Raw genomic sequence first — 25212 nt, forward strand, 5'->3', positions numbered from 1 at the left:
GTTGCAAGCCAACACGGTTTCCGTCACTAAAATTGCCGGATGGCTTTTTACTGATTCAGCGATATCAATTTTTCTTGATAGAGGGGAGTAAGAAATCCCCTATTTCCCTTTATTATTAATGCATTGTAACTTATAATGTCCATTTATTTTACACCATTTATCATTCATAGCAGGTTCTAATATCATTAGATCATTGTTTGTTTTTAAAAATCCCATATCAAAATAAGCTGTTTCAGCCCCAGATAATGCTTCAAGTTGTAACCTTCCCTCTTTTCCTAAATCAACTGATTCATTTACAGCAAATTCCATTAATAAATACCCACAATTTCGAATCAAGTAATGCATTGCAAAATTAACAACCGTGGGAATATCTTTCTTTGTAGAAAAATGTAATATCCCTATGGGATGAGTGAAATAGTAAGCAATAAAGAACTTATCCTTGTCATCAAAGTAATTAATTGATTGCTTTATGAATTTGAATATCGTTTTTGAGTTTTGATATCTACAAAAATTTCTCTTTATTTCTTCTTTAGTTTCTATTTCTATTTCTGTTAATACATTTTTACGTTGTTCTGACATCAACCCATGACTTTTTAATATATTACTCAAATTAGGTTTACCAAAACCGGAAGCTTCCCCAGTATTTCTTTTTTTCTTTTCATTTTCCCAATTATCCTTAAAAAAATCATACGCTAATTGTTCTTCATCCATTCTACGCAATATTGCGCCTACAGCGTAAGATGCTTCTTGAGCATTTCCTTTCTTGATATGTATAAACCTTCTTGGATCTCTGAGATCTCTGAGTTCAGCATCAATGAGTCTCATATCCAAAGTGGACTTAGTCTGTCGTAAAGATTTTGATAAAAAATCATTATGGTTGTTAATACTAAAAGATTTTGTTCTGTATATCATGGTTAAATTCCCCTAAATCATAAGATAGATAAATGTCCTTACCGATAGTGACGGAGAATTAGGTTCTAAGAGATTAATCAAACCACCCAATTCGGATTTTCGAAGGTTCGTTTATGAAGTAGAGTGACTGATTTTGTTATTTTAATCTAGTCTTACGGGTTGGCATTTTATTATCCTTTCTTTCACCACTACGTTTAACGCCAAGTTACGTACAGAATTTATGGATTACAAATGAACACTTCGACAATGAAACAATCGGCCTATCGGATTTTACTCTCACTGTTATATCGTTCACGCTGGGCACTTGGTATTGCCATTTTTGCCAGCATTGCTAATGGGATTTCCAGCGTTTCTTTGATTTCATTAATCAATAAAGCCGTGACAACCGCCAACGATAACTATGCCTTGTTCGCCGGGTATTTCGCTATTCTGGCTGTGCTGGCGATTGCCTGCCGCATACTGAGTGGCGTGATTTTCGCTAAACTGAGCCAAAATACGATGGCAAAGATGCGCGAACTCATCTCAGAACGCATTGCCCGTGCGCCCTTCCGTCAAATTGAGGAGCTTGGTGCCTCGCGCGCGCAATCTATCATCACCGACGATACAACCAATGTCTCACTGTTATTCTTCATTTTGCCCAATATTGTGATGCAGGGTTCAATCGTACTGGGTTGTCTGGGGTATCTGGCTTGGTTATCGTGGCCTATCTTCTTTCTGGCCGTAGCCATCGTCGTTATTGGTTCACTCGGTTATAGCCTTGGTGGAGCCAAAGCGATCACCGCATTCAACGCAGCAGGTAAAGCACAAGATCGCCTGTTCAACCATTTCAACGCATTATTCTCTGGCGCCAAAGAATTAAAGTTACACTTCTCACGTGCCAAGGCTTTCTTCACTCATTTCCTCGGTCACGAAATTGACGCGGTACGCCAGCATCGCACCCGTGCTTTCGGTGTTTATGCCTTCGGGGCTGGCTGGATACTCTTTTTATTCTATGTGTTTTTGGGAGTGGTGATATTCGCCCCGACAGTAATACCAGGCCTTGAAGTCACGACACTCGCCGGATATGTCATTGTGTTTCTGTTTATGTTGATGCCGTTAGACAGTTTGTTAAACAGTATTCCAGCCCTGAATGCAGCACATGTATCACTGAATCGCATTGGTGATGTCCTCTCTGAGCTGAATGAGCAAGACCCATTTACCCGGCAAATTTCGGCTGATGAATTCGGTGAGGCGACTTTACTGCGCCTGTCTGGCCTGACCCACAGTTATTATCGGGAGCAGGAAGATAAAGTATTTCAACTCGGTCCAATCGATATGACACTCAAACGAGGTGAAATTACTTTTTTGATCGGCGGGAACGGCAGTGGCAAAACCACACTTGCCAAGCTACTGGTCGGTTTATACACACCAGAAAGCGGCACCATTACCGTTGATGGGCATGTGATCACTGACAACAACAGAGCCAATTATCGTCAACTATTCTCAGCGGTTTTCTCCGATTTCCATCTTTTTGAAACACTGGTCGGTTTGAGCGATGCCGATTCAACATTGGATTCACGTGCTAACACCTTGCTCGCTAAACTGCATTTGGATCATAAGGTAAAGATTGAAAATGGCTGTTTCTCAACGCGCGATTTGTCATTGGGACAACGAAAACGTCTCGCTTTAGTGGTGGCCTATTTGGAAGATCGGCCGTTCTATCTGTTCGATGAATGGGCGGCGGATCAGGACCCGCTGTTTAAGACGGTGTTTTATCAGGAGCTATTGCCCGAATTGGCGGCACGCGGTAAAGTCGTACTGGCGATCACCCACGACGATCGCTTTTTCCACTTGGCCGATCACTGTATCAAACTGGAAAGTGGGCAGCTCCTTGTCAATCAGGCGCAAATGGCCGTCGCTCAATGATATTACCGGATGCACGCTACTCAACTTTATATCCTTGATTATCCCTTACAGGAGATAATCAAGGATAATTTCCTTCTTGAGCAGATCAGATTATTTGGTCTTATAATGCGCTTCGGCTTCAATAAAACGCTGTTGTGTCGCCTGACTTGGTGCTTTTCCCAGCAAACTCACCACAATGATGGCAATCGTCGCGAAAATAAAGCCCGGAATAATTTCATACAAGGAGAACCAACGGAACTCCATCCAAACCAGCACGGTGATGGCGCCCACCAGCATACCCGCCAACGCACCGTTACGGGTCATACGTTTCCAAAGCACAGAAATCAGTACCACGGGGCCAAACGCTGCGCCAAACCCGGCCCAAGCATTGCTGACCAGTGATAATACTTTATTATTCGGGTTAATTGCGATCACGATAGCAATGATTGCCACCATCAAAACCATGAAACGACCCACCCAGACTAATTCTTTTTGGGAGGCTTTAGTCCGTATGAATGCTTTATAGAAATCTTCGGTCAGTGCGCTGGAACAAACCAATAATTGGCAACTTAATGTACTCATCACCGCCGCTAACACCGCAGACAATAATATTCCGGTGATCCACGGATTAAACAAAAGCACACCCAATTCCATAAAGATACGTTCACGGTTTTGCAATACTGACCCTGCCTGCTCCGGATACATTTCAAAATAGGCAATACCAAAGAACCCAACGGCCACAGTGCCCGCAAGGCACAAGAACATCCATGTCATACTGATGCGACGGGCTTTATGAATAGTCTGGTGGGAATCCGCTGCCATAAAACGAGCCAGAATATGTGGTTGACCAAAATAACCGAAGCCCCATCCCAGCAAAGAAATAATGGCAATAATATTCAAATTCTTAAACATATCTAAATAAGCGGTGTTTTTTGCCTCAATCATGTTGATAGCTTCACCAACGCCGCCTACTTTAAACAGAACCAGAACGGGAACCAGAATTAAGGCAAAAATCATCAACGTTGCCTGAACGGTATCAGTCCAACTTACCGCAAGAAACCCCCCCAGGAAGGTATAGGCAATCGTTGCCAATGCCCCCAACCAAATCGCTTTTTCATAGCTGATACCAAAGGTGTTCTCAAACAACAAACCACCGGCAACCACACCGGATGCACAATAAATAGTAAAGAAAATCAGGATAACCAGTGCGGAGATAATACGCAGGACTTTATTTTTGTCCTCAAAGCGGTTCGTAAAATAATCGGGTAATGTCAGCGCATTATTATTTGCTTCGGTATGCACTCGCAATCTACCGGCCACCCATCGCCAATTCAGATAAGCACCCAACAGCAGGCCGAGCGCGATCCAGCTTTCTGAAATGCCTGAGAAAAAAATGGCGCCCGGCAATCCCATCAATAACCAGCCACTCATATCAGAAGCACCGGCAGATAATGCTGTTACTACACTACCTAATCTCCGGCCACCCAATATGTAATCATCAAAATTCCTGGTGGAACGATAAGCCGCGAATCCTATCAGCAACATTACGGCAATGTAGATAATGAAGGTAATGAGCATTGGTGAATTTACTGTCATGCAGGTTCTTCTCCATAGTGTTTTTATCAATTATGTGTCTGCAAATGTGCTATTTGCGTAAATAATGACATCATGCCTGACGTACTTTTCAGTGAAATCTCATCTTTTATAGCAGGCTGTAACAAGTTGTACTTGAAGATGCCATTAGTTTCCATATGTACTATTTATACTTGTAATTATTTTAGAATTACATTCTATCCTAATTTAGATAAAACATTTTTAACAACTGATTAACTGTGTTTTTATAAAAAACGCTTGCTAAATCACATTTATTACTCCAGAAGTTGCACCTTAAATTAACCAACAGGTTGTACTTCAAATTTATATAACAAAACAAATAACTTAAAAAATCAATAAGATAATGAGTTTTCAATCATCCGTTTCGCCGAAAAAATAATAAAAACAAGATTAGTTTCACAAATTTGGAATAACTGTTTTTAACGAAGTTGCACAAAGTTGCAACATGGAAGATATTGTTATGTAAATTCTTTTAGTCTTACCTGTTAAGGAGTAAAAATGGGTAGTACCACTATGGGTGTGAAACTTGATGATGCAACACGTAATCGAATTAAGGCCGCAGCACAACGAATTGATCGCACACCACACTGGCTAGTTAAACAAGCTATCTTTAATTATCTTGAACGTCTGGAAAATGAGGGAAAACTCCCAGAAATATCAGCAGATCAGGATAACAAAGAAGAAATGATTTCCGAAGCAGAATCACAGATTGAGGCGCCTTATCAACCATTTCTGGATTTTGCCGAGCATATTTTACCCCAATCGGTGAAACGTTCTGCAATTACGGCCGCCTATCGCCTCCCCGAAACCCAGGCAGTTCCTATGCTGCTGCAACGAGCACAACTCTCCGCAGAACAAGCCAAGGCAACGCATAAACTTGCTCATTCCATTGCAGAAAAACTACGCCAACAAAAACAGGGGATTGGGCGTTCAGGTTTGGTTCAGGGATTATTGCAAGAATTTTCACTTTCTTCGCAGGAAGGCGTGGCCTTGATGTGCCTTGCCGAAGCTCTGCTGCGTATCCCCGACAAGGCAACCCGCGATGCCCTGATCCGCGATAAAATCAGTAATGGAAACTGGCATTCCCACTTGGGTCAAAGCCCTTCTATGTTTGTCAATGCGGCAACATGGGGATTGCTGTTCACGGGCAAGCTGGTGTCTACCCATAATGAAGCCAGGTTATCCAAATCACTCAACCGCATCATCAGCAAAAGCGGTGAGCCATTGGTGCGCAAGGGTGTGGATATGGCAATGCGCCTGATGGGTGAGCAATTCGTGACGGGAGAAACCATTGCCCAAGCCCTTGCCAACGCCCGCAAGCTGGAGGAGAAAGGCTTTCGTTACTCTTATGACATGCTCGGTGAAGCCGCATTAACCGAAGAAGATGCGCGAGCCTATATGGTTTCTTATCAGCAGGCGATCCACGCCATCGGTAAGGCATCAAATGGTCGTGGCATTTATGAAGGGCCGGGCATTTCTATCAAACTTTCCGCCCTGCACCCCCGTTATAGCCGCGCCCAGTATGAGCGTGTTATTGATGAACTCTATCCCCGTCTGCTCTCCCTGACTTTACAGGCGCGTCAATATGATATCGGTATCAATATTGATGCAGAAGAAGCCGATCGTCTGGAAATTTCCCTCGATTTACTGGAAAAATTGTGTTTCGAGCCGCAACTGGCAGGCTGGAATGGGATTGGTTTTGTCATTCAGGCTTACCAGAAACGCTGCCCTTTCGTTATTGACAGCATTATTGATTTGGCACAGCGCAGCCGCCATCGGTTAATGATCCGTCTGGTGAAAGGGGCTTACTGGGACAGTGAAATTAAACGTGCCCAGATCGAGGGGCTGGAAGACTATCCGGTCTATACCCGCAAGGTCTATACCGATGTTTCTTACCTCGCCTGTGCCCGTAAACTGCTTGCTGTCCCTAATTTGATCTACCCGCAATTTGCGACTCACAACGCCCATACGTTGTCGGCGATTTATCATTTGGCCGGGCAGAACTATTATCCAGGACAATATGAGTTCCAATGTCTGCACGGCATGGGGGAGCCGCTTTATGAACAGGTTGTTGGTCAAGTTGCTGAGGGTAAACTCAATCGTCCATGCCGTATTTACGCCCCGGTGGGAACCCATGAAACACTACTGGCCTATCTGGTACGCCGTTTGCTGGAAAATGGGGCGAATACGTCGTTTGTCAATCGTATTGCCGATACTTCCCTGCCGATTGATGAACTGATCGCTGATCCGGTCAAAATCGTACAGGAACTGGCGCAAACCGAAGGACAAATCGGCCTGTCACATCCCAAAATTCCTCTGCCACGTGATTTATACGGCAAAAACCGGGTTAATTCATCAGGATTAGATCTCTCCAATGAACATCGTTTGGCTTCCCTTTCCAGTGCCCTGCTCAGTGCTTCCACGGAAACATGGAGTTGCGAACCCGTGTTGGGCGGCTATTACCAACATAGCGGGGAACTGCCGGCGGCTAAACCGGTGAACAATCCCGCCAGATATGCCGATATCGTGGGTTATGTGCGAGAAGCCACGGAACAGGAAGTCAGCTACGCGCTGGATGTCGCTGCCGATGCAGGTACCATTTGGTTTGCCACTCCCCCCTCAGAACGCGCAGCGATTGTAGTGCGGGCAGCGGAATTGATGGAAACTCACCTGCAATCCCTGCTCGGCATTCTGGTGCGTGAAGCGGGCAAGACATTCAACAATGCGATTGCCGAAGTGCGCGAGGCCGTGGATTTTCTCCACTATTACGCCAGTCAGGTTCGCCAGGATTTTGCCAATGATACTCATCGCCCCTTGGGGCCTGTCGTCTGTATCAGCCCGTGGAACTTCCCGCTGGCGATTTTCACCGGCCAAATCGCCGCCGCACTGGCCGCAGGCAATAGTGTTCTGGCAAAACCCGCAGAGCAAACGCCACTGATTGCCGCTGCTGCGATAAAAATATTGCACCAAGCGGGTATTCCTCGCGATGTGCTGCAATTACTGCCGGGACAAGGGGAAACCGTCGGCGCATTATTGGTCGGTGATGAACGGGTACGCGGCGTGATGTTTACGGGTTCAACCGAAATAGCCAGCCTGTTGCAGCGCAATATTGCCGGCCGCCTTGATGCACAAGGGCGCCCAACGCCGCTGATCGCAGAAACCGGCGGGCTGAATGCCATGATTGTCGATTCCTCCGCGCTGACCGAGCAGGTTGTCACCGATATCATCGCTTCCGCTTTTGACAGTGCCGGTCAGCGCTGTTCTGCCTTGCGCATCCTGTGTATTCAGGAAGACGTGGCTGATAAAACGCTCACCATGCTGAAAGGCGCGATGGCGGAATGCCGGATGGGGAATACAGAGCGCTTATCCACGGATATTGGCCCCGTCATTGACGCCGAAGCGAAAGCGGGTATCGAGCATCATATCCAAACGATGTATACCCAAGGCAAGACCGTTTATCAGGCGGTATATGAAAATGACACCGACCATCAGGAGTGGTCACAAGGCACGTTCGTCAAACCCACGCTGATCGAATTAGACAGTTTTGCTGAATTGCAAAAAGAAATTTTCGGGCCGGTTCTGCATGTCGTCCGTTTCAAACGCCATGAGTTAGATAAGCTGCTGGATCAAATCAATGCGGCCGGTTATGGCCTGACGTTGGGCGTTCACACCCGTATCGATGAAACCATCGCGCAAGTCACCAGCAAGGCGCAAGTCGGCAATATCTATGTCAACCGCAATATGGTCGGCGCGGTCGTCGGAGTGCAGCCATTTGGTGGTGAAGGTCTGTCAGGCACCGGGCCGAAAGCCGGCGGGCCACTCTATCTGTATCGTTTGCTGTCACAACGCCCCCTGAGTGCCGCTAACCAGACATTGGCACGGCAGGATACGGAATATGAGCTGGATGCCAGAACCCGTGTTGCCCTGCATTCCCCGCTCTACACGCTGGCAGATTGGGCAGTGGCGCAAAATCATGAAGCATTGGGTCAGGTGATTCAGGAATACAGTTTACTGGCACAAGGCGGAACCACCCGCTTACTGCCGGGGCCGACCGGAGAGCGCAATACCTATACGCTGTTACCGCGCGGCCGTGTGCTTTGTCTGGCCGATAACCAGCAAGATGCCTTGGTGCAATTGGCTGCGGTGCTTTCTGTCGGTGGTCAGGTCATCTGGCAGAAAGATGAACTGCATCAAACATTGCAGCACCAGTTGCCGGATGAAGTGCGTCAGCATATTGCTTGGACTGGCGACTGGCAAAATGAAGAGACGGCCATGGCTGCGGTGATTTATCACGGTGATGGCGACCAGTTGCGTCAGGTCTGTGAAGTGATCGCACAACGTAAAGGGCCGATTATCTCCGTACAGGGATTTGCCCGTGGTGAAACCAACTTGCTGCTGGAACGCTTACTGCATGAACGTTCAATCAGTGTGAATACGGCCGCAGCCGGCGGCAATGCCAGCCTGATGACGATTGGTTAATCTATGATGCCTTTATTATCTCCCCGCGCCGCGGGGAGATAATCAGTTTTTTGTCTTGCGAGCTGTAACTGGAAGTTTATAGGGTATATATCGGTATGATTAATCAATGATCGTTCTGCTGCCAGCTCAGATATTGCTCATATTTACGCAAGGCAATATTGTAATTGCTGAAAGCAGATTGAGATAATTCTTCGCTGAGTTTTTCCTGAACCTTTTCTGGCGTGAAGTCACTGGCCGGATAATTGCTTGAAGTCAGTATTTCATCCAAACGTCTTAAACGAACGACATACTCACGCACCGTACTATGACTCATCTCTGTTTGTTCAAACAGATACTGTTTAAATGACATAATGTCAAAATAATCAGTCTGGCTGTTGCAATAAATTTCACTACAAAAGCGGCACAGCGCCACAAATTTACCCTGCAACTCATTCCAGGTTTTGTCATCCACCAATTCGGTCATCTCAGAAATCGCTTCTTTATTGATGACCTGACCGTTAAAAACAAGCGAAATACGATCAAGTGATTTATGGCAGTGCAGACAATGAGTCTGGCTATGTTTATAGTCTTTGATATAACGGCTAAGCGGCCGTTTCTTTTGTGTTGTAACAGACATAAGAGATAAAGCCCTGTGTATAGTCTTAATAAAAAACAAACAAGCAAAAAGTTACTTCTCTGGATTCAAACGCGCCCTCAGCCTTTTTATCGCCTGGCTATGAAGCTGACTGACGCGGGATTCCCCCACATCAAGTACTGCGCCGATCTCTTTAAGATTCAGTTCTTCCTGATAGTACAGCGTAAGAACCATCTTTTCCCGTTCAGGCAATGACTTAATCACATCGATTACCCTCTGACGAAGATCACCTTCCAGCAGTTGTTGCAGAGGATTTGCTTCATGCTCTTCCTCAATAACCGGTTCACAGATTTCACCGTGAATTTCGTGCCATTCGTCATAAGAAAACAGTTGACTGTTATTCGTGTCTAACAGTATTTGCCGATATTCTATCAGATTAATCTTTAATTCTTTAGCAACTTCCTGCTCACTGGCTGGACGGCCTAACTCTTGCTCAAGTTTACGGATGGTCTGCATGACTTCACGTGCGTTACGCCGCACACTGCGCGGAGCCCAATCACGGCTCCTCAACTCATCCAACATTGCCCCCCTAATGCGCTGTACCGCATAGGTGGTAAACGCGGTTCCCTGCATGGAATCAAACCGCTCCACCGCATTCAGCAGGCCTATGCCACCGGCCTGAAGCAAGTCATCAAGTTCTACGCTGGCAGGCAATCTTACCTGTAGCCTCAGCGCTTCATGGCGAACCAGGGGTACATAGCGCTTCCAGAGGCTATTTTTGTCCATCACGCCTTCGGCGGTATACAAATCGCTCACAACAACAGACACCTTTGGATAAGAGACTGGATACCATTATCCAATCCCCTAACCGGTACAATCGTCTGAACAGTGAAGTAAAAGCCCTTCTTTTTCACCTATGCGAAATTTTTTGCTGTCCGCCTGAACCGCTGGCAAGTTTCAGGCTGTCCCTGACAATAACCAAAAAAATAAGGATCGGCGAACCGATCCTTATTTGATGAGTGTGGTTTATACAGGGTAACCTGTATAAATTTCCAACCGGAAAATCACAATTAACGCAGCAGAGACATAACGGTCTGTGGGATCTGGTTAGCCTGAGCCAGAACAGAAGTCCCCGCTTGTTGCAGGATCTGGCCACGGCTCATATTGGAAACTTCGGTGGCGTAGTCAGCATCTTCGATACGGCTACGTGCCGCACTCAGGTTGTTAACCGTGTTGTTCAGGTTGTTAACGGTGGATTCCAGACGGTTTTGTACTGCACCTAACGAGCTGCGCAGGCTGTCAACTTGAGAGAGTGCTGCATCCAGAGTTTCCAGTGGCGCTTTACCAGTCAGTTCTACAGGAGGACTAGCAACTTTTAACTTACCATCAGTTCCAATTGTTGCTGCATATTGTCTGGTTTTGCCTGTATCGTCCTTACCTTCCAACACATATTGGTTAGGTGCAACGTTACCTGTCGTCTCATCAATACGCTGATATGCCTTATGCCCTGACAGTTTCAGGTCAGTGACGGATTTTTCTGCATAAGTCACCGCAACCTTATTACTCGGCGTTTTACCATCATCAACTTCTTTAATCTCGCTTCCCTTAAATGAAGCTTTTGCTACATCAAATTTATCCAAACCCAGTTTTTTGCTGTTAATTTCTTTCAGATCGATATCGATAGTTTCACTATCATGAGCACCAACCTGAATAGTCATTTTGCTATCTTTGCTCAGTACCTTCACGCCATTGAACTGAGTTTGTTCAGAGATGCGATCAATTTCATCCAGACGTTGTTTAACTTCATCTTGAATAGATTTAATATCGCTCGCAGAGTTGCTGCCGTTTTGTGCCTGAACACTCAATTCACGAATACGTTGCAGGTTATTATTGATTTCATTCAAAGAACCTTCGGTGGTCTGGGCAATGGAGATACCGTCATTGGCGTTACGGGCAGCCTGAGACAGACCTTTAACGTTAGCGGTAAAACGGTTAGCAATCGCTTGACCCGCCGCGTCATCCTTCGCGCTGTTAATACGTAAACCAGAGGACAGACGCGCAATAGAATTACTTAAAACGTTTTGAGAGCGGCTCAGGTTGTTTTGGGCCTGCAAAGATGGATAGTTAGTATTGATACCTAATGCCATGGTAGAGTTCCTTTTAAAATCAAATCGATATAATGAGTTTAGGCCTATTTGCCCACGGTGTTCATTACCGCCAACAGTTTTATCGGCTGCTTAAAAAGAACCTTTAATATTTCTTGAAAAAAGTTTTTTATTTTTTCGCTATTTTTCCCGATAACCCAAACAGCGCCTATTCTCACCAATTATTCTGTCCATCAAAAAAATCATTTTGTCAGTAAACTTTTCGCAAATGAGTCCGATAACATCTCCAGTGATGCTTTTTATTAAAAGGAGTCAATATGGCTAGCATTTCCTCGGTGGGAGCCTTGTCTGGGACGAGTCAGATACTGGATCAACTTCAGGCAACAGAAAGAAAACGTTTAGAACCATTAACGCAGCAGCAAACCAGTTATAAAGCCAAGCTGACCGGTTTTGGTTCATTAAAGGGCAGTCTGGAAAAACTCAAGAGCGCCTCCGAAGAGCTCAAAAAATTCGATAAACTCAATACCACCAAAACCAGTGAAGATCATAAAACATTTACCCCGAGCACGGATTCCAAAGCCAGTCCGGGTAGTTATGATATTCAGGTTGAACAACTTGCAAAGGCACAGTCCCTGCGATCTCAGGCATTTCCTGATGCAAAAGCACAGCTAGGAGAACCCGGTAAAGACACCCGTACCCTTATTATCACACAACCCGGTGAAAAAGAGCCCATACGCATTTCCCTGAAAGATAATGAGACATCCCTGATTGAAATCCGTGAAGCCATTAAGAAAAAAGAAGGCAACGTTAATGCCAACATCATGAAAGGGAAAGATAACGAAAACTATCTGATCCTCACCTCAAAAAAGGCCGGCACAAAATCCGTGATGACAATTGAGGTTCAGGGTGATGATAAGCTGAATGATTTGTTGCACTATCAGTCTGATAATAAAGGTGGCGGCTCCGGTGTCATGGAACAAATGGTCGCGCCGGCCAATGCAAAATTAACCATCAATGGCATTACGATTGAGCGCCAGACCAATGAGATAAAAGATGCACCGGAAGGCATTACGCTAAATCTGAAAAAAGTGTCGGAAAAAGTTAAAGAACAAGTTCAAGGAAAAGATGGTAAAATCCAAGAGCAAGAAGTGATTAAATCAGAAACACTGGAGGTTTCCCGCGATATCGAGCCAATGAAAGAGGCGATTGAAAAATGGGTTGATGCCTATAATGAATTACAAACCACCTTCAGCTCATTGACCAAATTCACCGCGGTCGGAAAAGGTGAAGCCGCGTCAAAAAACAATGGTGCTCTGCTCGGTGACAGTACATTAAAAAATATTCAAAATCAGCTAAGACACCAACTTCTGACCTCACAAGAGGTTGATGATATTGCCACGTTGAATAAATTAGGCATCAAACAAAAATTGGATGGTACGCTGGAAATCAGCAATGAAAAACTGGAAAAAAACCTGAAAGAGAAACCGGCCAACGTTAAGGCTTTCTTTATGGGGGATGGAGAAAAAACCGGTTTTGCCACCCAGTCTTATAATTTATTGAAGAAAACATTGGATAGCCACGATGGGACAATTGCCACCGCCACCGAAGGTATCAATAAGAGTCTGAAAAAATTAGAAATGCAAGTGGAACAGACCAACAAAAATATTAATGCCTCCATGGAGCGCTACAAAAAACAATTTACCGAACTGGATAAACTTGTGACTTCACTGAATCAGGCAACTTCATCCCTATTCCAGCTTTTAAAATAATAAAAGGACACTAATGTATCAACGTTCGGCAAGCCAATTATACGCTCAGGTAGACCTTGAGAGCGAAATTATGAATGCTTCTCCCTATCAGTTGATTCAGATATTGTTTAACGGGGCGCTCAGCGCCCTGCGTCGTGCAATTATTCTGATACAGCAGGGTAATATCCCGGAAAAAGGTTTAGCTATTTCAAAGGCAATCAATATCATTGATAATGGTCTTAAAGAGGGATTAGATTTCGAAAAAGGCGGTAAAATTGCCCAAAACCTTTTTGCTTTATATGATTATATGAGCCGCCGTTTACTCCATGCCAATTTACGCAATGATGAGAAGGCCATTACCGAAGTGATTGATTTACTTACCGAGATTTCAGATGCTTGGCGGCAAATAGGTCCTCATTATAACGCCAGTCAGGATATTGTTTAATGAAAAATGATATGGATCTTTTGTCAGCTTATCAGTGGATCCTTAGTTTAAGTGAGCAAATGATTAATTTAGCCAGAAATGAAAAATGGGATGATCTTATTGATATGGAGATCACTTATCTGAAGGCAGTCGAAGTGGTGACTTCACTATCAGAAAATGCAGACACCCCTATTTCATTACAGCAGCAATTGACCAAAATTTTGCAAACTGTCTTGGATAATGAAAAAGAAACTAAGAGATTGTTGCAAAGAAGGTTAAATGAACTCAGCGACCTGATTAAACAGGAAAGCTGTAAACAACGCTTACATGATACCTATGGACAGTTCCCTGTCAGTAATTATGAAATGGAGTTGACGACAACGGAATCAAAATAGCTATCAATAAACAAAGGCAACAGTGATTCCATTTAACCCTAACTCTGATTAATGGTGTCATTTATTTTTTCTTTTGGGCGGTGTCAATTCGCCACTATCGTTTTTTGGGTTAATCTAATTCGGCACTTTATTGTATTTATAATTTGCAAACAATCAAGATAACTTATCTATAATTTTTAACAAAAAATTAACCAACAAATGATAGTGGCGAACCTTTGAGGCAATTAACAGGAGATATTATCATCACATATTATTTTTAATTAAAGGGTGAGTAATGTTAACAAACTATATAAATAACATATTTATCATTGCGATATTATCCATTCATAAAATAGAATTTTCTTCTGTAGATAAGAATTTGGATTATTGTGCTACACCTGAGTCGTGAGTTGCACAATAATCAACATTTATCGCCAGGCGATATTTAGAAAGTCACTCCCAATCACACAGTTTCATTTACAGGTGTTTCCACCTTATTACCCTTCAAGTAATTTAATTCAGTATAGAGTGACATAGTTTATGGGTAACAAAGTACGTTTCTGTAGGTGGCTGACATGTGTATAGTGATATGCTAATAGCAATTTCATTTGGTTATTTCAAGTTAGCTTTGTCAAATAATACGACTAAATAGGATAATGATGAACGAAAAAATACTTTTAGTTACAACAGGTGTCTGTCAGGTTAAATCAGGTTCAGATTTTTTTCTGCCCAGATGCGTTTTCCATCAAGTAACGTTTCCATTGGCGTTCGCCATTTGAATTCTTCAATCGCCATAATAAGTACCTATAAAAAGAAAACCCCACCGAAGTGAGGTTGTTGGATGTAAAAAGGCCGCAAATGCGGCCTCATTGGATTTAGATTATTGCTATCAGCGCACAATACGCTCACTGGCTATTTTATAGGCTTTGGAACCTTCTCTTTTACCTACAGCAATCACCCATATCACTATTTCTTCATCTATCACTTGGTAAACAAGGCGAAATCCCGAAGAGTGAAGTTTTATTTTGAAACAGCCAGCTAAGTCACCGTGCAATCTGGCAGACTCGATATACGGATTTTCCTGTAACTTTTTCAGCTTCTTTTTAAACTGTTCACGAATGCTGTTATCCAAATTTTGCCATTCTTTTAATGCACGTTCGTCAAACTCAACATTAAATTTCATCGAGATTTACCCGAATTCGTTTGGCAGGATTTTTTAGGCGATCACGTACCACTTCCAAAATGTCCTCATCCTCATCTTGCTCTGAGACCATCACGGAGACTTCTGTAAATGGCAGTTTCTCATTTTCAGCCACATAGCGCAGAAAGAGCCGCAAGGCATCAGAGGGGGACAGGTTCATTTTTTCAAATGCTTGATATGCACTTTTCTTAAGCTCTTCATCTACTCTTATTTGGATAGTGCTCATAGTATTGCCCTGTGTCATTACATTTGTATTGCATTGTATATTATTGCATCTATCGTGCAATGATTTTTACAAATGTTTAGCCATCCGTGGCTTGGGGTTAGGCACTAATCCGTCATTTATAGCAACAATCACACCTGCATATTCATAATCTCATGATACGCACCCACCAGCTTATTTCTCACCTGAATCCCCATTTGCAGAGAAATATTTGATTTCTGCATATTCACCATCACATCATTGAGTTCCACACCCGGCGCGCCCAGCGTGAAATTTTGTGCCTGCTTAACTGAGTCCAAGCGTGTTTGGTTTATTTTTTCTACGGCGGCCGTCAGTTGGCTGGCAAAACCGCCCTGTACTGGCAGCGGTTTAGCCGTGTTGGCTGCTTGCAATGCCTGAGTCTGCATCTGTTGCAGTACACCTTCAATTGCCGGAATTGACATAAAAACCTCGCGTTAAATCACCCTATTGATTATGGGATTAAGTGCCATATTAACCACAGGCTGTGTTGGCAGTTTTCCATGATTGTCACCGTAACATAGCCTTTCTAAACTAAAGCGGGTAATTGAAGTCAAAATTCGAAGCTTATTGTGCCATTAAAAGAGGTGTGAAAAGCGAATAATGGTGAGATTAATAATAGGAAGAATCTTTTCGCTTGCGTATGGGGAGTCTGTTTTGTTACGCCACGCTTTTAGTATTCATGTTGACCAGCAAGGCAAGGATCGTCTATGAGTGCAGCAACAACTGACGTTGAAAACAAAGGGTTCAACGCTATTATCAGCAGGATAAAAGCTGATCCAAAAGTTCCGCTATTAGTTGCTGGCTCCGCTGCCATCGCTATCGTCGTCGCCCTGTTTCTCTGGTTGCGCAGTCCCGACTATCGGGTGCTTTACAGTAACCTGAGTGATAAGGATGGCGGCGAGATCGTTACGCAATTAACTCAAATGAACGTGCCTTATCGTTTTACCGAAAACGGTTCCGCACTCATGATACCTGCCGAAAAGGTGTATGAAACGCGCCTGAAACTGGCACAGCAAGGGCTGCCTAAAGGGGGAGCGGCGGGTTTTGAGCTATTGGATAAAGAAAAATTCGGGATCAGCCAGTTCAGTGAGCAGGTCAATTACCAACGCGCGCTGGAAGGGGAATTGGCGCGTACCGTGGAATCACTCGGCTCGGTTCAGAGCGCCCGCGTCCATCTGGCTTTACCTAAGCCTTCTCTGTTCGTGCGTGAACAAAAATCGCCATCCGCCTCAGTGACGGTAGGATTGCTGCAAGGCCGGGTGCTGGATGAAGGACAAATCAATGCCATCGTGCATATGATTTCAAGCAGTGTGGCCGGCTTACCCGCCGGTAATGTCACGATTGTGGATCAATCCGGGCATCTGCTAACACAGAGCGATGCCACCGGCCGCGATTTGAATACCACTCAGTTAAAATATACACAGGAAGTGGAAAATCGTTTCCAGCATCGCATTGAAACTATTCTGGCACCGGTGGTTGGCCGGAGTAATGTGCATGCACAGGTCACGGCGCAAGTTGATTTCTCCCGTCGCGAAGAAACGGCGGAAGAATATAAGCCTAACCAGCCACCAAATCAGGCGGCAGTTCGTTCCAAGCAGAGCAGTACCAGTGAGCAAAGCGGCGGCCCCTTGGTCGGTGGCGTGCCGGGTGCATTGTCAAACCAACCCAATGCCGCGCCGAGTGCCCCGATTGAAAAACCGACTGCCAAAGGCAACGGTGACGAAAAACCTGACCAACCGCGCAATAATAATGCTAACAAAAACAATAGCTATGAGCGTATGGTCAGTAACAACCGCAATAACCGTTATGACGAAACCACCAATTATGAAGTAGATCGCACCATTCGCCATACCCAATTACAGGCCGGCACAGTAGAGCGTCTTTCGGTTGCGGTGGTGGTTAACTATGCCACCGTTCAGGGCGAAAAAGGCGCTGAAACCCAGGCATTGACACCAGAACAGTTGGCACAGATCGAAGCACTGACCCGTGAAGCCATGGGCTTCTCTGCTGACCGCGGCGATAGCCTGAATGTAGTGAATACCCCGTTCAATGACACCGCCGAAGTGTTAGAGCCGTTGCCATTCTGGCAGCACCCTGCCCTGCTGGAGAAATTGTTGGAAGCGGGTCGTTGGTTACTGCTGATTCTGGTTGCATGGCTATTGTGGCATAAGATGATCGTGCCACAAATCGCCAAAAAACGGGCTGCGGAGAAAGCTGCTCTGGATGCGCAAAAGAATCAGTTGAAACAGAAAACAGAAACCAATGCGGAACTGGACGAAAAAATGCGTCGTCAGATGGCTCGCCAACGTGTCAATGCTGAACTGCAAAGCCAGCGTATCCGTGAACTTGCAGAAAAAGATCCTCGCGTCGTCGCGCTGGTGATCCGCCAATGGATGAGTAACGAACAATGAGCCTGACCGGAACAGAAAGAAGTGCCGTCATGTTAATGACCCTGGGAGAAGATCAGGCGGCCGAGGTGTTCAAGCACCTGAATTCCCGCGAAGTACAACAACTCAGTATTGCAATGGCGGGGATGAAACAAGTCTCCAACCAGCAACTGGTTGATGTGCTGGCAGAGTTTGAAGAAGATGCGGGGCAGTTCACTGCCCTCAGCATCAATGCCAACGATTATCTGCGCAGCGTCCTGATCAAAGCCTTGGGCGAAGAACGCGCATCCAGCTTGCTGGAGGATATTCTTGAGTCCCGTGACACCACGACAGGCATCGAAACCCTTAACTTTATGGAGCCACAAATGGCGGCCGATATGATCCGCGATGAACATCCGCAGATCATTGCCACCATTTTGGTTCACCTGAACCGTGGTCAGGCCGCCGATATCCTCGCCTTGTTTGATGATCGCCTGCGCAACGATGTGATGCTGCGTATCGCTACTTTCGGTGGCGTGCAGCCCTCTGCGCTGGCGGAATTGACGGAAGTCCTGAATACCTTGCTGGATGGTCAGAACCTGAAACGCAGCAAGATGGGCGGTATCCGTACAGCGGCTGAAATCATCAACTTGATGAAAAGCCAGCAGGAAGAAGGGGTTATTGAAGCGGTTCGTTCCTACGATAACGAACTGGCACAGAAAATTATTGATGAAATGTTCCTGTTCGAAAACCTTATCAGCGTGGACGATCGCAGTATTCAACGTCTGTTGCAGGAAGTTTCAACCGATTCCTTGCTGGTGGCATTGAAAGGTTGCGATCAGGCATTGCGCGATCACTTCCTCAACAATATGTCGCAACGTGCGGCTGAAATCATGCGCGATGATTTGGCCAATCGTGGTCCTGTCCGGATGTCGCAAGTGGAAGCTGAACAGAAAACCATCCTGCTGGTTGTTCGTCGTCTGGCAGAAAGTGGCGAAATGATCCTAAACGGTGGTGACGATACCTATGTCTGATCAGTCAAATAACGGGAACTGGCGGCCGTGGCTGCCGGGTGAATTGACTCAGTGGGAAACGCTGCGGGCAAAACTGGAACCCATCACTCAGGAACAGGAACCGAGCGAACAAGATCGGTTGCTGGAACAAGCCAGAGTGCTGGACGAACTGAAAGAGCAGGCTCGCCAGGCCGGTCATGCGCAGGGCTTTGCAGAAGGTCAGATGCAGGGTTATGAGCAAGGGGTTCAGGAAGGCCGGCAAGCCGGGCTGGAACAAGGTTTGCAGGAAGCTAAACAGCAACAGCAAGTGATTATTGAACAGTGGAAAGCCTTACTGGCGGACTTTAGCCATTCACTGGATGGGCTGGATACCGTTATCGCTTCCCGCCTGATGCAACTTTCACTGGCCGCTGCCCATCATATTCTGGGGCAACCCGCGGTTTGTGATGGCACTGCCCTGCTGAGCCAAATCCGCGAATTTATCCAGCAAGAACCGATGTTCAGCGGAAAACCCCAATTGCGGGTGCATCCACAAAACATTCCTCTGGTTGAGCAACAACTGGGGGACGTTTTGTCCCTGCACGGCTGGCGTTTGGTTGCTGACAACAAACTCCATCCGGGCGGCTGTAAAATCACGGCGGATGAAGGCGATATGGACGCCAGCTTAGCCACCCGCTGGCATGAAATGTGCCGTCTGGCCGCGGCGGGAGAATTGTGATGACCGCAAGACTTGGCCGCTGGCTGGCAACCTTGGATGCGTTGGAAAAGCGGCTGGGGAAAACCCCCAAAGTACGCCGTTATGGGCGTCTGACTCGCGCCACCGGCTTGGTGCTGGAAGCCACAGGCTTACATTTGCCGCTCGGCGCGACGTGTCTGATCGAGCGGCAAAATGGCAACGCGATTGAAGAAGTGGAAAGTGAAGTCGTCGGTTTTAATGGCGAAAAACTGTTATTGATGCCACTGGAAGAATTGGAAGGCATTGTGCCGGGTGCCCGCGTCTATGCCCGCTCTTATGGCGAAGATGCAGGAGGCGGGCGGCGCTTGCCTCTGGGGCCTGAATTACTGGGCAGAGTTCTGGATGGTGCAGGGCGTCCTCTTGATGGTTTACCTGCCCCTGACACCGGCTATCGCGCTCCCCTGACTACAACGCCGTTCAATCCCCTGCAAAGAACCCCCATCAGCAATGTTCTGGATGTCGGCGTCCGTGCCATCAATGCCCTGCTGACCGTCGGTCGTGGACAGCGCATGGGATTATTTGCCGGCTCTGGGGTCGGTAAAAGTGTGCTACTTGGCATGATGGCGCGTTATACCCAGGCCGATGTGATTGTCGTTGGATTGATTGGTGAGCGTGGTCGTGAAGTTAAGGACTTCATCGAAAATATCTTGGGGGTGGAAGGATTGTCACGCTCAGTGGTTGTCGCCGCGCCCGCCGATGTCTCGCCATTGTTGAGAATGCAGGGCGCCGCTTATGCGACCCGCATCGCCGAAGATTTTCGTGACCGGGGTAAACATGTCCTGCTGATCATGGATTCCCTGACCCGTTACAGCATGGCACAGCGTGAAATTGCTCTGGCTATCGGTGAGCCACCTGCCACCAAAGGCTACCCCCCTTCTGTCTTTGCCAAATTACCGGCACTTGTCGAAAGAGCCGGTAATGGTGTCAGTGATGGCGGTTCCATCACGGCATTTTATACGGTGCTGACAGAAGGCGATGATCAGCAAGACCCGATTGCCGATGCGGCACGCGCCATACTGGATGGTCATATCGTGCTATCGCGTTCACTGGCGGAGTCTGGTCATTATCCTGCCATTGATATCGAAGCTTCCATTAGTCGTGCCATGACCGCCCTGATCGACAATAGCCATTATCGGCGAGTCCAACATTTCAAGCAGTTGCTTTCCAGTTACCAACGCAACCGGGATTTGATCAATGTTGGCGCCTATGCTACGGGCAGTGATCCCCTGCTTGATCGGGCGATTGAGCTTTATCCGCATCTGGCTCAATTCCTGCAACAAGGTATTGATGAGCGCAGCGAGTACGATGCGGCCTGTACTCAGCTTCAGCAACTATTTCCGGCGTAATGACTGTACCGGCGTAATGACTGTACCGACATCATTACTGCCGATGAATGAATAACTTTGCCAAGGGGTATAACGTTTATCGATACCGTGCCGATATTATTTAACTATGAATGTCATTCCGTCACGCTGATGTCTGGTTGGTGATTAACACGAGGAAATACATGCAACAACACTCCCCTCTCATGACTTTGCGCGAGCTGGCTCAAGATGCCGCAGAAAAAGCGGCATCACAATTGGCACACATTCGGCAAAGTCACCAGCAAATGGAACAACAGCTCACCGCGTTAATGAATTATCAGGATGAATATCGTTCCCGTTTGAATGACACCCTCAGTAGCGGTATGTCCTGCTCGACCTGGCAAAATTATCAGCAATTTATGAAAACGCTGGAAATGGCCATTGAACAGCACAAATTACAACTCAATCAATGGAAAAATCGCCTTGAGCAGGCCATGTCACAATGGCAGGAAAAACAGCAGCGCCTGAACGCGTTCGATACACTGCACCAGCGGGCGGAACATAATTTGAAGTTACACCAAAATCGCATGGAGCAAAAACAAATGGACGAGTATGCACAACGCGGTGCACAACGGAGAATGAAACAATGAATCTCACTCTTTTGCCTACAGATTTAAACATCACGGATAAAGGTCAGCCGGCTTTAAAGAATTCCGTGCCCGGTAGCCCTTCTTCTCAATTTGAGCAACTGCTCAATGCAGAAACAGCCTCTATGCACAATCCCACCACGAAGCCTACCCCCAAAGCGGATAAAAATAGCCTGAAAGGGGATAAATCGGCGTCAGATAATCGGGTGATCAAGGATAAATCAGAGACGCAGGAAGCGGCACGGCAAGAAAACCGCGCTGAATTTGCGATATCGAAAGAGGATTCCCTGTTATCAGCCGAAGCATTAAGTGCGGCAATCCCTATCCAGCTTGCCGGATTGTTACCCCCTCAACCAAATTCCGCGGTCGTTCCTGAAAATGCCGGTGGGTTGATGGGCGATGAGTCGTTGGAAAATATCTTGTCAGAAAATACACACCGGCAAGAAAATGCCGGACTGGAGAGTGAAAACAGCCCTGTCGGGACACTGTTGGATAGCAATACCCTGGATAACAATACCCTGGATAGCAATATCAAAGATAGCCGATCCATTGATCCCTATCTTGCGCAACACGCTAAAGCTGGTGAGCAACATGAAGGTGTTCAGCGTGTCGCTAACCATGCCAAACAAGAGACGTCCCTGAATAATAAGAGCGAGACTCTCCCCCGCCTTCAACCTGAATCAGCACCGCTCGCCGAACCAATCAAACTGGCTGCCAGCTATCTTGCTACTCATCATGAAGCGGGATCGGACAATACGGTTTTCAAAAATACCGTTTCAGGCAATCTCGTATCAAACAATGCTGTTTCAAACAATGCCGTTTCAAACAATACCGTTTCAAACAATATCGTTTCAGACAATACCGAAACGTCAAATCTGCTCAAGATAGCCATTCAGGCCGCGCCTGCATTGGCAACCTCCACGGCAGAGACAGCGTCTGCCGACTCACCGACGTTATTAGCCACCCCGTCCCTGTTTTCAGCCGGACAACACTCAACGGGACAATTTCAGCTGCACAGCACAACGGCACCGTTATTGAATGCCCATCTTGGCAGTGAAGAGTGGCAGCAACAACTCAATCAACAAGTACTGTTTTTTAACCGTCATGGTTTGCAACAGGCAGAACTTCGCTTACATCCCCAGGAACTGGGAGCGCTGCATATCCGCATGAGCATTGAAGACAATCAGGCACAACTGCATTTCGTTTCCGCCCATCAGAATGTTCGCACGGCGCTGGAAGCGGCATTGCCGGGATTGCGCCATGCACTGGCGGAAAATGGCATTCAACTGGCGCAAAGCAGTGTCAACAGTGATAGCCAAGGCAATGCTCAACAAGAGCATTTTGCCAATAACCCGAACAGTCATTCCCGTTCCCATGCCGAAACTCAACAACCTGATTTAGCAACTGCAACAGGAAACACAGTTTCTCATACGGCAACCATCAGGGTAACACCGCAACAACTCACTTTGGCGCGTGGAGGGGTTGATACTTTTGCCTGACGAATCTTGCCTAACCCATTTCGCCTAACGAAAAAAGGTCGATAACAAACGTGTGAGTTAATGGTTTTTTTTCCGTTTGTTCCGGCCATTGCCGGAACAAAGACGCGGGATAATTGAGATCGATTTTGATGGATAAGAGCTCCGCCACGGAATGCGCGGAAACTTATTCGCAACAGAAAACAGGAACTTGTTTGTCCATGTCTGATTATAGCTACGAGCATAAACGCAAAAATCCAATTTGGATGATACTGTTAATACTGATTGCTGTTCTTGGTGCTGCCATTGGAGGGTATAGCTGGTGGGTAATGAGCCAGTCAACCAATAATAGTTCAGAAAAAACCAAAGTTACTGATACCCCCGTATTTATGACTCTGGAACCTTTTACGGTCAATTTGATTGACAACGAAGAACACTTTGATCGCGTTTTGTATGTTGGCATCACATTACGTTTAACTGACGCCAAAACCCGTCAGCGCTTCCATAATTATCTGCCAGAAGTTCGTAGCCGTATGTTGCTGTTATTGTCTCGCCAAAAAGCGACCGATCTGGCAAAAGATGACGGCAAAATGCGTTTGGTGGCAGAGATCAAACAGACACTACACCCGACACTCATACCCGGTGAACCCGATCAGGAAATCACCGATGTATTATTTACTACGTTTATTCTGCGATAATCACAATGAGTGACAATATTCTTTCACAAGCAGAGATTGATGCTCTGCTCAATGGTGACAGTGCCTCTGCTGATGACGTAGAACAAACCGCGTCTGGAGAAAATGAGGTTCGTCCTTACGATCCCAATACGCAACGCCGTGTTGTACGCGAACGTTTGCAGTCACTGGAAATCATCAATGAACGTTTTGCCCGCCAATTCAGGATGGGGCTGTTTAACATGTTGCGCCGCAGTCCGGATATTACGGTCGGTGCCATCAAGGTTCAGCCTTATCACGAATTTGCCCGCAATCTGGCCGTGCCGACCAACCTCAATCTGGTTCATTTAAAGCCATTGAGGGGAACCGCACTCTTCGCTTTCGAGCCTAGCTTAGTTTATATCGCCGTGGATAACCTGTTTGGCGGTGATGGTCGTTTTCCAACCAAAGTCGAAGGCCGTGAATTTACCTATACCGAACAGCGGATCATTAACCGGATGCTGAAACTGGCACTGGATGCCTATCGTGACGCCTGGGATTCTATCTTTAAACTTGAAGTGGAATATGTGCGTTCCGAGACGCAGGTGAAATTCACCAATATCACCACTTCACCGAACGATATCGTGGTGACGACCCCGTTTCAGGTCGAGATCGGTGCATTGACCGGAGAATTCAATATCTGTATTCCCTTCGCCATGATCGAGCCTTTGCGCGAACGCCTGACCAATCCGCCGGTGGAAAATGTGCGTCAGGAAGAGAGCCAGTGGCGTGACAGTCTGGTGAAACAAGTTCAGCATTCAGAATTAGAACTGGTGGCGAACTTTGTTGATATTCCCCTGCGGCTATCAAAGATCCTTAAATTGAGAAAAGGCGATATTTTGCCGATTGAAAAACCTGAACGCTTAATCGTTCACGTTGATGGTGTGCCGGTGCTCACCAGTCAATATGGAACACTGAACGGGCAATATGCCCTGCGTGTTGAACACCTGATTAACCCTGTTTTAACGGCTCTGGATGAGGAAAAGCCCAATGAGTGATGCTAAACAACCTACAGATACCAGCTCGACTGAAGCTATGTGGGCAGAAGCGCTGGAACAACAGGCCGCACAGCAAACCTCTGACAGCGGCGCGTCAATATTTGAGAATCTGGATGTGCAGGATGCGTTGGCCCAACTTTCCGATATTGACCTGATCATGGATATTCCCGTCAAGCTCTCAGTTGAGCTGGGCCGGACCAAAATGACCATCAAGCAACTCTTGAGGCTGTCACAAGGCTCAGTGGTTCCCCTTGATGGTCTGGCGGGCGAACCGTTGGATATCCTGATTAATGGTTATTTGATCGCACAGGGGGAAGTGGTGGTGGTCTCCGATAAATACGGTATTCGTATCACCGATATCATCACGCCTTCTGAGCGTATGCGTCGCTTGAGTCGTTAAC

General features: G+C 46.3%; 22 protein-coding genes. 14 read left to right on the forward strand and 8 right to left on the reverse strand.

What is annotated here, in order from left to right; translation table 11 throughout:
• Positions 1–99: 99 nt before the first annotated feature.
• Positions 100–912, reverse strand: a complete 813-nt coding sequence (locus tag PSI15_RS03565) for a hypothetical protein (protein WP_273582330.1) — start codon at positions 910–912, stop codon at positions 100–102.
• A 231-nt stretch (positions 913–1143) separates the two neighbouring features.
• On the opposite strand from PSI15_RS03565, the gene PSI15_RS03570 reads away from it, so the two are divergent.
• Positions 1144–2817: a cyclic peptide export ABC transporter gene (locus PSI15_RS03570; protein ID WP_273582331.1), complete on the forward strand. Its 1674-nt coding sequence runs from the start codon at positions 1144–1146 to the stop codon at positions 2815–2817.
• A gap of 90 nt (positions 2818–2907) precedes the next feature.
• On the opposite strand, the gene putP is transcribed toward PSI15_RS03570, so the two are convergent.
• Complete coding sequence (gene putP / locus PSI15_RS03575) at positions 2908–4392, reverse strand: sodium/proline symporter PutP (protein WP_273582332.1); 1485 nt, start codon at positions 4390–4392, stop codon at positions 2908–2910.
• Between the two features lie 516 nt (positions 4393–4908).
• On the opposite strand from putP, the gene putA reads away from it, so the two are divergent.
• Positions 4909–8889 carry a trifunctional transcriptional regulator/proline dehydrogenase/L-glutamate gamma-semialdehyde dehydrogenase gene (gene putA / locus PSI15_RS03580; protein WP_273582333.1) on the forward strand — a complete coding sequence of 1327 codons (3981 nt, stop codon included), beginning with the start codon at positions 4909–4911 and terminating at the stop codon, positions 8887–8889.
• Positions 8890–8992: 103 nt separating this feature from the next.
• Here putA and fliZ read toward each other — a convergent pair whose 3' ends face one another.
• From fliZ to PSI15_RS03595, 3 genes are all read right to left on the reverse strand, one after another.
• A complete protein-coding gene (gene fliZ, locus PSI15_RS03585) occupies positions 8993–9505 on the reverse strand; it encodes a flagella biosynthesis regulatory protein FliZ (RefSeq protein ID WP_273550641.1) in 513 nt (170 codons plus the stop codon).
• A 51-nt stretch (positions 9506–9556) separates the two neighbouring features.
• On the reverse strand, positions 9557–10279 hold the full coding sequence (locus tag PSI15_RS03590) for an RNA polymerase sigma factor FliA (RefSeq protein WP_273582334.1): 723 nt from the start codon (positions 10277–10279) through the stop codon (positions 9557–9559).
• A gap of 254 nt (positions 10280–10533) precedes the next feature.
• A complete protein-coding gene (locus PSI15_RS03595) occupies positions 10534–11610 on the reverse strand; it encodes a FliC/FljB family flagellin (RefSeq protein ID WP_273582335.1) in 1077 nt (358 codons plus the stop codon).
• 275 nt (positions 11611–11885) lie between these two features.
• On the opposite strand from PSI15_RS03595, the gene fliD reads away from it, so the two are divergent.
• The 3 genes from fliD to fliT are packed head-to-tail and all read left to right on the forward strand — an operon-like array spanning position 11886 to position 14135.
• Entirely contained in the window at positions 11886–13337 is a 1452-nt protein-coding gene (gene fliD / locus PSI15_RS03600; protein WP_273582336.1) for a flagellar filament capping protein FliD, read from the forward strand.
• A gap of 13 nt (positions 13338–13350) precedes the next feature.
• A complete protein-coding gene (gene fliS / locus PSI15_RS03605; RefSeq protein WP_273582337.1) occupies positions 13351–13761 on the forward strand; it encodes a flagellar export chaperone FliS in 411 nt (136 codons plus the stop codon).
• A complete protein-coding gene (gene fliT, locus PSI15_RS03610) occupies positions 13761–14135 on the forward strand; it encodes a flagella biosynthesis regulatory protein FliT (RefSeq protein ID WP_273582338.1) in 375 nt (124 codons plus the stop codon). Before fliS ends, fliT begins: the two co-directional genes overlap by 1 nt.
• A gap of 868 nt (positions 14136–15003) precedes the next feature.
• On the opposite strand, the gene PSI15_RS03615 is transcribed toward fliT, so the two are convergent.
• The 3 genes from PSI15_RS03615 to fliE all read right to left on the reverse strand — a co-directional run bounded on the left by PSI15_RS03615 (position 15004) and on the right by fliE (position 15981).
• Positions 15004–15297 carry a type II toxin-antitoxin system RelE family toxin gene (locus tag PSI15_RS03615; RefSeq protein WP_273582339.1) on the reverse strand — a complete coding sequence of 98 codons (294 nt, stop codon included), beginning with the start codon at positions 15295–15297 and terminating at the stop codon, positions 15004–15006.
• The gene (locus tag PSI15_RS03620) at positions 15287–15541 is read right to left on the reverse strand and encodes a type II toxin-antitoxin system RelB/DinJ family antitoxin (RefSeq protein ID WP_045971033.1); all 255 of its coding nucleotides are present in this window, start codon (positions 15539–15541) and stop codon (positions 15287–15289) included. Before PSI15_RS03620 ends, PSI15_RS03615 begins: the two co-directional genes overlap by 11 nt.
• 128 nt (positions 15542–15669) lie before the next feature.
• Complete coding sequence (gene fliE, locus PSI15_RS03625) at positions 15670–15981, reverse strand: flagellar hook-basal body complex protein FliE (RefSeq protein ID WP_273582340.1); 312 nt, start codon at positions 15979–15981, stop codon at positions 15670–15672.
• A gap of 285 nt (positions 15982–16266) precedes the next feature.
• Between fliE and fliF the strand changes: the two genes are divergently transcribed.
• The 9 genes from fliF to fliN all read left to right on the forward strand — a co-directional run bounded on the left by fliF (position 16267) and on the right by fliN (position 25211).
• A complete protein-coding gene (gene fliF / locus PSI15_RS03630; RefSeq protein ID WP_273582341.1) occupies positions 16267–17970 on the forward strand; it encodes a flagellar basal-body MS-ring/collar protein FliF in 1704 nt (567 codons plus the stop codon).
• Positions 17967–18959, forward strand: a complete 993-nt coding sequence (gene fliG / locus PSI15_RS03635; RefSeq protein ID WP_045971039.1) for a flagellar motor switch protein FliG — start codon at positions 17967–17969, stop codon at positions 18957–18959. The genes fliF and fliG overlap by 4 nt, the downstream gene beginning before the upstream one ends.
• Complete coding sequence (gene fliH / locus PSI15_RS03640; RefSeq protein ID WP_273582342.1) at positions 18952–19656, forward strand: flagellar assembly protein FliH; 705 nt, start codon at positions 18952–18954, stop codon at positions 19654–19656. Before fliG ends, fliH begins: the two co-directional genes overlap by 8 nt.
• On the forward strand, positions 19656–21020 hold the full coding sequence (gene fliI / locus PSI15_RS03645; RefSeq protein ID WP_273582343.1) for a flagellar protein export ATPase FliI: 1365 nt from the start codon (positions 19656–19658) through the stop codon (positions 21018–21020). Before fliH ends, fliI begins: the two co-directional genes overlap by 1 nt.
• A gap of 161 nt (positions 21021–21181) precedes the next feature.
• A complete protein-coding gene (gene fliJ, locus PSI15_RS03650) occupies positions 21182–21628 on the forward strand; it encodes a flagellar export protein FliJ (RefSeq protein WP_273582344.1) in 447 nt (148 codons plus the stop codon).
• Complete coding sequence (locus PSI15_RS03655; protein ID WP_273582345.1) at positions 21625–23124, forward strand: flagellar hook-length control protein FliK; 1500 nt, start codon at positions 21625–21627, stop codon at positions 23122–23124. The genes fliJ and PSI15_RS03655 overlap by 4 nt, the downstream gene beginning before the upstream one ends.
• A 197-nt stretch (positions 23125–23321) precedes the next feature.
• A complete protein-coding gene (gene fliL / locus PSI15_RS03660; protein WP_273582346.1) occupies positions 23322–23798 on the forward strand; it encodes a flagellar basal body-associated protein FliL in 477 nt (158 codons plus the stop codon).
• 5 nt (positions 23799–23803) lie between these two features.
• The gene (gene fliM, locus PSI15_RS03665) at positions 23804–24811 is read left to right on the forward strand and encodes a flagellar motor switch protein FliM (RefSeq protein WP_045971052.1); all 1008 of its coding nucleotides are present in this window, start codon (positions 23804–23806) and stop codon (positions 24809–24811) included.
• Positions 24804–25211, forward strand: coding sequence for a flagellar motor switch protein FliN (fliN, locus tag PSI15_RS03670; RefSeq protein WP_273582347.1), 408 nt, complete (start codon positions 24804–24806; stop codon positions 25209–25211). Before fliM ends, fliN begins: the two co-directional genes overlap by 8 nt.
• Position 25212 lies beyond the last annotated feature (1 nt).

It is taken from the genome of Xenorhabdus sp. PR6a, assembly GCF_028599065.1.
GTDB classification, from domain to species: Bacteria; Pseudomonadota; Gammaproteobacteria; order Enterobacterales; family Enterobacteriaceae; genus Xenorhabdus; species Xenorhabdus doucetiae.